Genomic DNA, 8,641 nt, shown 5'->3' on the forward strand with positions numbered 1-8,641 from the left:
TTTCTGATTATAATCCAGTGGAGTTCCTGTTTTTTAACGCAAACAGTCCCTTACGATTTACGTTTCCCCTATATTTGCCATAATCATATATAAAAGACATTTTCAAGATGGAAAAGAGTTGGATTATCAGAGTTTTTTGGGGCGCTCTCTTTTGGCGGAAGGAGCTTGGAATTCCGAGATATGGTAGTGACGATTGAAGGCGATAAACTTGTGCCATACGCAGGCAATATAGGCATGGCACTTGTTAATCAGTTCGAGAAGGTGGCTATCAATTTTAATGATTGCTTTGTTGTGTTTGAGTAGTTTGTTTCCCTTTTCTTTCATGCTCAAGCATGGAAATCGGAAGTATTTATGTACTTTTGTAAGCATGAAAACATTTGTAATAGCAGGATGCGGACGGCTTGCCGGAATCGTTTCGGAAGCTGTCGTCAAAGGGTTGTTGCCCGAATATGAGTTGGTGGGAGTCTATTCGCGTACGGTAGCCAAGGCGGAACGTATTGCCGGTCGGATGGCAGAGGCAGGGAAAAGCTGTGCCGTCTGTACTACGGCGGATGAGTTGCTGGCCTTGAAACCCGATATACTGGTGGAGACGGCTTCTCCGGCCGCTCTTCGGGAGTTCGCTGTTCCGGCGTTGAAGAACGGGACTTCTATCGTGACCCTTTCGATCGGTGCGCTGGCCGATGATGCGTTTTACCGGGAAGTATGCGAAACGGCCAAGGAGAACGGGACACGTATCTATATCGCTTCGGGAGCTACCGGAGGGTTCGATGTCTTGCGCACAGCAGCCTTGATGGGGAAGGCGACTGCCCGTTTCTACAATGAAAAGGGACCTGATGCCTTAAAAGGAACACCGGTCTATGAGGAGGCTTTGCAGAAAGAACAGAAAGTCGTGTTTACCGGCAATGCGGTGGAAGCCATCCGCCTGTTCCCTACGAAAGTGAATGTCACGGTAGCCGCCTCACGTGCCTCTGTCGGTCCGGAAGCCATGCAGGTGACCATACAGTCGACTCCCGGATTTAAGGGGGACACCCAGCGGGTGGAGATCAGGAACGACCAGGTACATGCCGTCGTGGATGTGTACAGTGCGACGGCCGAGATAGCAGGATGGTCGGTTGTGAACACCCTGCTTAATATCGTTTCACCCGTTGTATTCTGAAAGATTGGCCAGTACCTTTTCGCTCAGACGGTCGAACGCTTGGCGGGTGCGGCCTGTCGAGGCCTGTACGCATCGTACATGCGGATGCTCCAAAAGGTGAGCACCTCCCAAGGCGCCGACGGTATCGCAAAAACAAAGGTTATTGCCCGATAACCATTTGACGAACGGTTCCTCGTCCCAGGCGGGAGACAGTCCTGTGTTGAACAGTATCTTCTTATCACCCAACTTCCGGAATTCGGCCTCGTGCAGCAGAACGGTGTTTTTGTTCAGGCAACAGAAGACGGCTTCGCTTTGCTCAAGCAGTTGGTCTAAGGGAAGGAAACGGTACCCTTTCTCACGAGCCCATTCCTTTTCGCTGCGAGCAAAATAAGATATTTCCGCACCGAAGAACCGGAGTGCATCGGCAATCATGCCGCCTGACTTGCCCAAACCGATGATACCGGCTTTCAGCCCGGTAATCTCACGAACCTCGCCTTCCCAGGCCGGCTGGCCGAACCCGTGGAAGCAGCGTACCAGTTCGCTGATGACATATTCGACTACTCCTTCATCTCCATAATCCCGGATACCTGTGACCTTGATACCGTGCTCGTTGGCATAAATGATATCGACGTTGGCGCTTTCCGGTGAGTAAAGCGAACAGCACATGCCGATATATTTGATATTGGGACATCTTTCCATTACCTCGCGGCGGATACTCGAAGTATAACTCAGCAGCACCGCGTCGGCATCGCCGATGCGACGGACGATCTCCTCGTCATCCGCCGGAATATCGGGGTACATCACTACTTCATTTGCAAACGTGTGCAATGCTTCTTCTGCAGACGGGATCAAACTGACCGGCTCTATCGCTACTATTTTACTAAACATGGCAAATTATTCTTTTTGAAAATATGAAGAAACAAAGATACGTTTTTTTGTAAAGTTTCTATCTTTGTATTCAATTCAATCAATGTAATAAAATAAACTTATTTCTACCCATGAAGAATTCCAGAAGAGACTTCCTTAAAAAGGGAGCGTTGGCAGGGTTCAGTGCCCTGATGATCCCGGAGATCGCAAAAGCCGCTGTTAAAGAAAATACATCCGTACATGCTCCGAAGATTAATCTGAAAAAGGATTGTGTGATCCTGTTCCAGGGAGATTCCATCACGGACTGCGGTCGCGACAGGAATAGTAACCGTTGCAATACGATGGAACAATTCGGTAGTGGCTATGTGCTCTTTACCGCTACGCAGTTGTTGGAGGGGAAAGCGGCTTTGCAGCCGAAGATTTACAATCGCGGCATCAGCGGCAATAAAGTCTATCAACTTCGTGAACGCTGGGAGATCGACTGTCTTGCTTTCCAGCCGGATGTCCTGAGCATCCTGATCGGTGTGAATGATTATTGGCATACGTTGACGCATGGTTATAAAGGAACGGTCGAGACATACGAAAACGATCTGCGTGCTTTGTTGAAATATACGAAAGAGAAACTCCCGAATACGCAAATAGTCCTTTGCGAACCCTTCACTTTGCGTGACGGGGCGGCTATAGAAGATTCCAAATGGTATCCGATGTTCGATGAATTCCGCAAGTCTGCCCGTAAACTGTCGGAAGAATTCAATACCATATTCGTTCCCTTCCAGTCGGGTTTCGATGCAGCGGTGAAGCTGGCTCCGGCACGTTATTGGTCGAATGACGGTGTGCATCCCGATTTACCCGGTCGCCAGCTGATGGCAAACATGTGGATGGAAGCGACTGGATTAAAGTAAGATATGATTTTGAGCGGGTGCAGGCTGTAAAAATAGTGCAAAAAAGTGCAGTCAGGTTTTGGAAAATAAAAAAATACCTCTATCTTTGCACCCGTTATCGCGGAAGTAGCTCAGTTGGTAGAGCATAACCTTGCCAAGGTTAGGGTCGCGGGTTCGAGTCCCGTCTTCCGCTCTAATCGGTAACAGACGCGGTATGAGGCCGCTTTTTTAATGTACTGAAGAAAGGCCCAGGTGGCGGAATTGGTAGACGCGCACGTTTCAGGTGCGTGTGTCGAGAGGCATGCAGGTTCGAGTCCTGTTCTGGGCACCTTTTCTCGCGCAGGTGGTGGAATTGGTAGACACGCTACTTTGAGGGGGTAGTGCCGGTTACGGCGTGTGAGTTCAAGTCTCATCCTGCGTACATACAGATAGTCCATATAGTTAGCTTCAAAAGCTGGTTATATGGATTTTTTTTATTCAAGCAGCCGATTGGGCTTCACTATTCCGTGATCGGTGAAGGTGGTTCACAGATTATGATGAAAAAACCTCATCCACATTCACATGTAGATGAGGTTATACCAAATCAGTTCATATGAAAACAAACTGAAGTAGACTAATACCTTAAACTTAGGAATAGTTTGTTTGATTAATGTAAGTTCTACACTGTAGAACCATTTCTGCAAATTTAATTATCTTTTTGTTATTATACAAACAACGTCTGTTCGGGTTCGTATAAAAAATGATTAAAAAACCTTTGTTGTTTGTTTCCATATCCGGACCATGTAAAAGCCCAGATGCGTAAAAGCGAAAACAAAAGAGATGATCAGCAGGACTTTACTTTCTTCCCAACCGACGGTTTGCTGATGCCAGAGTCCCGTGATCACACAAAGGATGGCAAGGACGATCCCGATCATATTCAGAGCCAGCTGACCGTGGCGGTTCGCCTGATTGTATTCCAGTTTGCTATGCTTGATGCCGTAGCACGCATAAATATCCAGCCCGATCAGCATCCATAGCACCAGCCGTATCCAAGTGTCGGCCGGTAGGAAAAGCATCATGCACAGGCAAGTGATGATCCCGGCAACCGGAACGAACGGAACCAACGGAGTCTTGAAGGCGCGATGCACATCGGGCATTGTCTTTCTGACCACAAGCACACCGGCACAAACCAGGGTGAAGGCGAAAAGGGTTCCGATACTGGTCATTTCACCGGCCAGGCGTGCCGGAACGAAAGCTGCCAGCAAACCGACGAGTACCATGAACAGCAGATTGCTGCGGGCGGGTGTTCTGAACTTTTCATTGATATGTGAAAAGAACGGAGGTAATAGACCGTCGTGGCTCATGCTGAGGAAAACGCGGCTCTGCCCTAACAGCGTCACCATGATGACCGAGCAATATCCGAATAGGATGGCAAGGACGATTGCCTTGTTCATCCAAGGGTAATCCGGATGAAGCACACCCGAAGCATCTACTTCTCCCATATGTTCGATCGCAATTGCTACGGGAGCGATTCCCTGTTGGCCGCCAAATTCGGAATAATGGGCTACGCCCGTCATGACGTGGGCGAACAGCATGTATAATATGGTACAAACGAGCAATGAGACGAGGATTCCGATCGGCATATCTCTTTTGGGGTTCTTGGCTTCCTGGGCAGCCGTACTGACAGCATCGAAACCTAAGAAAGCGAAGAATACGATGGCCGCTCCGCGTAGGACACCCGATAGCCCGTATTCGCCTAACGTGCCGGTGTTTGCCGGAATATAAGGTATGTAATTGTCCGTATTGATATATTTCCATCCTAAAAAGACGAATATCAGGACGACCGACACTTTCAGAAAGACAATGATTCCGTTAAAGATAGAACTTCCTTCCGTCCCGCGGATCAGAAAGAGGCTCATCAGGACAACGATCAGGAATGCTGGGATATTGACAATCCCTCCATCCCAGGGACAGGCGGTAAAAGCGGTCGGCAGGTCGATTCCGAGCCCTTCCAAAAAGACGACGAGATAACGGCTCCAACTGATGCTGACCGTTGTCGCGGCAACCGTATATTCCAGAACCAAATCCCAACCGATAATCCAAGCGATCAGTTCGCCCATCGTCGCGTATGAGTATGTATAGGCACTCCCGGCAACTGGAATCATCGAAGCAAACTCTGCATAACAAAGTCCGGCAAAGCAACATCCGATTGCTGCAATGGCAAATGAAAGTGTAATGGCTGGTCCTGTATATCCGGCGGCGACTGTTCCGGTTATGGAGAAAAGGCCGGCTCCGATAATAACCCCGACGCCGAGTGCGACCAGGCTCCAAGGGCCTAATACTCGTTTTAATGATTTACTTCCTGTTTGATTGGCTTCGGCCTGCAGGGCCTCCAAAGGCTTTTTAATGAATAATCCCATCGTTTATTTGTGCATAGTTATAAATTTGGGCACAAAGGTAGGGATTGCCCGGATGATATACAAATGCTAATTGTGAATGGGCAACCGCCTCCATACGAAGCTGGGAATCAACTTCCAGAAAAATACTAAAACGGCATATCTCCAGTCGATTACGGTGCGTCGTTTCTTCCGTTCGATCGCCTTTACTATTTTTCGGGCAACATATTGCGGGGGCATCAGCATCGGGTATTTATCGTTTTTCAACAGATCGGTCTTTACAAATCCGGGGCGGATATCCGTGAATACGATCGGGAGTTTTTCCATCTGTGCCAGTTGGTCGAGTGCTTCGATATAAGTATTCTGGTAGCGCTTGGTTGCGGAATAGGAGGGAGCGGCTCCCAATCCCTTTGTCCCGGCGATGGAACTGATCACGGCTAATTGGCCGCCGCCATGTTTTTTGAAGTAATCGTATGCGGAAATGACCATTTGGGTGAAACCGACTGTATTTGTTTGGACGGTAGACAATTCAATATCGGAATTTAGGTTCCGGTTCTGGCTGCCGATTCCGGAACTAAGCAAGAATACATCCATTCCGCCGACTCTATCGATTAATTCCGCTAACTTTTCCGGGGCGTCCGGGCAAGTTACGTCTATTTGTGCCGTTTCGATCTGGTCAGGTGCTTCCGACCGGATTTTTGCGAGCAATTCCGTCCGCCGTCCGGCAATCCCGATCCTCCATCCCTGCTTGCGGTACAGTTGAGTGATCTCGTATCCGATGCCTGAAGTTGCTCCAATGATGATGATTTTTCTTGCTGATGCCATGCTAAATGGTGATTTATATATGCAAATATACGATTTCTTTCGTACGAAAATCCTATCTTCGTGGCGTTGTTAACAAACCAATGTAGGAAATGAAGAAGTGTTTTTGTCTCTTGTTGACCTTATTGTGTATTAGCTATTCGGCCGTGGCGGCCCCTGGTTTCCGTATAAAAGGGAAAATAGTCGATGCCAATAACAACCAACCGATTGATTTTGCTGATGTCCTCCTTTTTCGTGAAGGAGATGTTAATCCAGTGTTTCATGCTTTACCCGATCGTGACGGTACGTTTCGCATAGCCGATGTGAAAGATGGAAAGTATAACCTTTTGGTGCGCCTGGTCGGTTACGATCTGTATAACCGTCCCGGTATTGTTTTGGATGCGGTTTCGAAAGCGGTAGATTTGGGAACGATTGCGATGAAACCTTTGGAGGTGGGATTAGCGGAAGTCGAAGTCGTAGCACAGAAAAAGCAAGTGATTTATAAATTGGACAAGAAAGTAATCGAAGCCTCTTCAAACTTGCTTGCCGGAGGCGGATCGGCTGTCGATATCCTGGAGAATACACCCTCCATACGTGTGGATGCCGAAGGTGAAGTCAGTTTTCGTGGAAGTACCGGTTTCACGGTCTATGTAGATGGCAAACCGAGCGTGTTCAGCGGTACGCAGGCTTTGGAGCAGATACCCGCAGGGCATATCGAGAATATAGAAATCATCACCACACCTTCGGCCCGTCACGATACGGGAGGAGATGTAGGGATCATCAATATCGTAACAAAGAAACACGCCCAACATGGTTTTAGCGGTATGGTGAACCTGACGGGAAGTACGGTCCTTTCGCGTGGGGTGGATTTTCTGGTGTCTCAGCAGAACAAGGCTTCGCGTTGGTATTTGGGCGGTGGGTGGAGTGACCGCCTGCGCAAGAGCGATTTCGATCAGGAGAAGACGACTATTATCTCAGACACGGCAACGACCTCCCATTCCAACGGACCGCGTAAAAGTAACAACTTCAACTATTCGATGAAGGCGGGGTGGATGTACACATTGCCCCATACGACGTTGAATGCCGACTTTGAAGGCGGTTATGGCGGGCGTACGCGCAACGGTGATCTGGATTATAAGGAAAAACGCCTGGCAGGCGGGGCTACTTTCGGTGAAGGCGATTATTATAGTCGTGACGATTACGATCTGCATGAAACCTATTTCCAGGGAACAATCGGTTTCGATCATAAATTCGACGATAAGGGACATCAGTTGATGGGCAGTTTCTATCTGAAATACGGAGGTAATGCGATGGAATATTTCCAGAGTGACCTTTTTAATAAGAATAACGAGCGTGAAAAGGGACATCGTGCTTGGGAAGATGAGCATCGCTGGACGGTACGGGGTAACCTGGACTATATTTATCCTTACAGCAAGACGGGACGGATCGAAGGCGGTTACCAATATTTCTCTTATTTGGAAGACGGCGACTACACGATGCATTTCTGGGACCCGGTAAAGAAAGAGTTTTATAACCGGGACGATATCTATAACACATTCTATTTCCAGCATGGCATCAATTCGGTTTATGCAATCGTTGCTGACAGCTATAAATCATTCGATTTTCAGGTGGGTGTGCGGGGAGAGCATACGCATCGTGTCCTGCGAAGCTCGATTCCGGGCAAGGATCGTACATATAATAAGTTCGAGTTTTTCCCTTCTCTTCATTTGGGCTATACGTTTCCGAAGGAACATAAGCTATTGGTTTCTTATTCGCGCCGTATCACTCGTCCGGAACTCTTTTTCATGGAGCCGTATATCACCTATCGGGATTTTTATTCGGCCGAGATCGGTAACCCGGATATCCGTTCGGAATATATCAATTCTTTTGAGTTGAATTATAAGAAGAATATCGGTGAACATACGGTTTCAGCTACAGTGTTTCACCGGAACCGCAAGGATAAGATCGAGCGTTTGCGTGTCCCCTATGAGGCTGGTGTGACACTGGATTCGATGGCGAATGTCGGACACGACTATTCGACCGGTATCGAATTGAGCGGACAGGTACAGCTTACCCGCTGGTGGAATATGAACCTGAACGGCAGCCTGTATCATTATAAGGTAAAGAACCGGTATAAAACCGGCGGTGAAAATGAGACAAGTACGAACTACGATGTCATGTGGAACAACTCTTTCGATGTCTTTAAATATACCCGTATCCAGGTGGACGGCAATTTTGTCGGTCCGTCCGTTACAACCCAAGGGCGTACGGATGCTTTCTGGTATGTGAATCTCGCCGTTCGCCAGCAGTTGATGAACCGTCGGTTGTCGGCTACGCTTTCTTTCCGGGATGTTTTCAATTCTGCTCGGTATGTAAGTAAGATCATCACATCCGACCTGCAGTCCATCACACGAATCCGTCCCAGCTATCCGCTTATTACGCTTACGCTTAGTTATACGTTCAATAACTTCAAGGCCAAAAGTTCTCAGAAAAAGGAAGATCATGATTTGTTTGAAGGAACGAACCACTAAATAAATTAAGAATTGAAAATGAAAAATGAAGAAGAAAGCACTTCCGAATTT

At 47.9% G+C, this 8,641-nt stretch carries 6 protein-coding genes and 3 tRNA genes; 6 read left to right on the plus strand and 3 right to left on the minus strand.

Annotation, left to right across the window (positions count from 1 at the left end; all coding sequences use genetic code 11):
• The first annotated feature begins 367 nt into the window (after nt 1-367).
• Entirely contained in the window at nt 368-1,156 is a 789-nt protein-coding gene (locus BHV83_RS10640; protein ID WP_046451457.1) for an aspartate dehydrogenase domain-containing protein, read from the plus strand.
• Here the strand turns inward: BHV83_RS10640 and BHV83_RS10645 are convergent.
• Nucleotides 1,139-2,023 carry an NAD(P)-dependent oxidoreductase gene (locus BHV83_RS10645; protein WP_122206058.1) on the minus strand — a complete coding sequence of 295 codons (885 nt, stop codon included), beginning with the start codon at nt 2,021-2,023 and terminating at the stop codon, nt 1,139-1,141. The genes BHV83_RS10640 and BHV83_RS10645 overlap by 18 nt on opposite strands.
• 110 nt (nt 2,024-2,133) lie before the next feature.
• On the opposite strand from BHV83_RS10645, the gene BHV83_RS10650 reads away from it, so the two are divergent.
• The 4 genes from BHV83_RS10650 (at nt 2,134) to BHV83_RS10665 (ending at nt 3,304) form a co-directional block, all read left to right on the plus strand.
• On the plus strand, nt 2,134-2,904 hold the full coding sequence (locus BHV83_RS10650) for an SGNH/GDSL hydrolase family protein (RefSeq protein ID WP_005635819.1): 771 nt from the start codon (nt 2,134-2,136) through the stop codon (nt 2,902-2,904).
• Between the two features lie 99 nt (nt 2,905-3,003).
• A tRNA-Gly gene (locus BHV83_RS10655) sits at nt 3,004-3,076 on the plus strand.
• Nucleotides 3,077-3,129: 53 nt separating this feature from the next.
• Nucleotides 3,130-3,211: transfer RNA gene (locus tag BHV83_RS10660), tRNA-Leu, on the plus strand.
• A 9-nt stretch (nt 3,212-3,220) separates the two neighbouring features.
• Nucleotides 3,221-3,304, plus strand: a tRNA-Leu gene (locus tag BHV83_RS10665).
• 322 nt (nt 3,305-3,626) lie between these two features.
• Here the strand turns inward: BHV83_RS10665 and BHV83_RS10670 are convergent.
• Both BHV83_RS10670 and BHV83_RS10675 read right to left on the minus strand, forming a co-directional pair.
• Nucleotides 3,627-5,282 (minus strand): amino acid permease, encoded by a 1,656-nt coding sequence (locus BHV83_RS10670; RefSeq protein ID WP_122206059.1) that lies wholly within the window; start codon nt 5,280-5,282, stop codon nt 3,627-3,629.
• Between the two features lie 66 nt (nt 5,283-5,348).
• The gene (locus tag BHV83_RS10675) at nt 5,349-6,083 is read right to left on the minus strand and encodes an SDR family NAD(P)-dependent oxidoreductase (RefSeq protein ID WP_122206060.1); all 735 of its coding nucleotides are present in this window, start codon (nt 6,081-6,083) and stop codon (nt 5,349-5,351) included.
• 89 nt (nt 6,084-6,172) lie between these two features.
• Between BHV83_RS10675 and BHV83_RS10680 the strand changes: the two genes are divergently transcribed.
• Nucleotides 6,173-8,590: a TonB-dependent receptor gene (locus tag BHV83_RS10680; protein ID WP_122206061.1), complete on the plus strand. Its 2,418-nt coding sequence runs from the start codon at nt 6,173-6,175 to the stop codon at nt 8,588-8,590.
• The last annotated feature ends 51 nt before the right edge of the window (nt 8,591-8,641 follow it).

It is taken from the genome of Parabacteroides sp. merdae-related_45_40, from assembly GCF_001915675.1.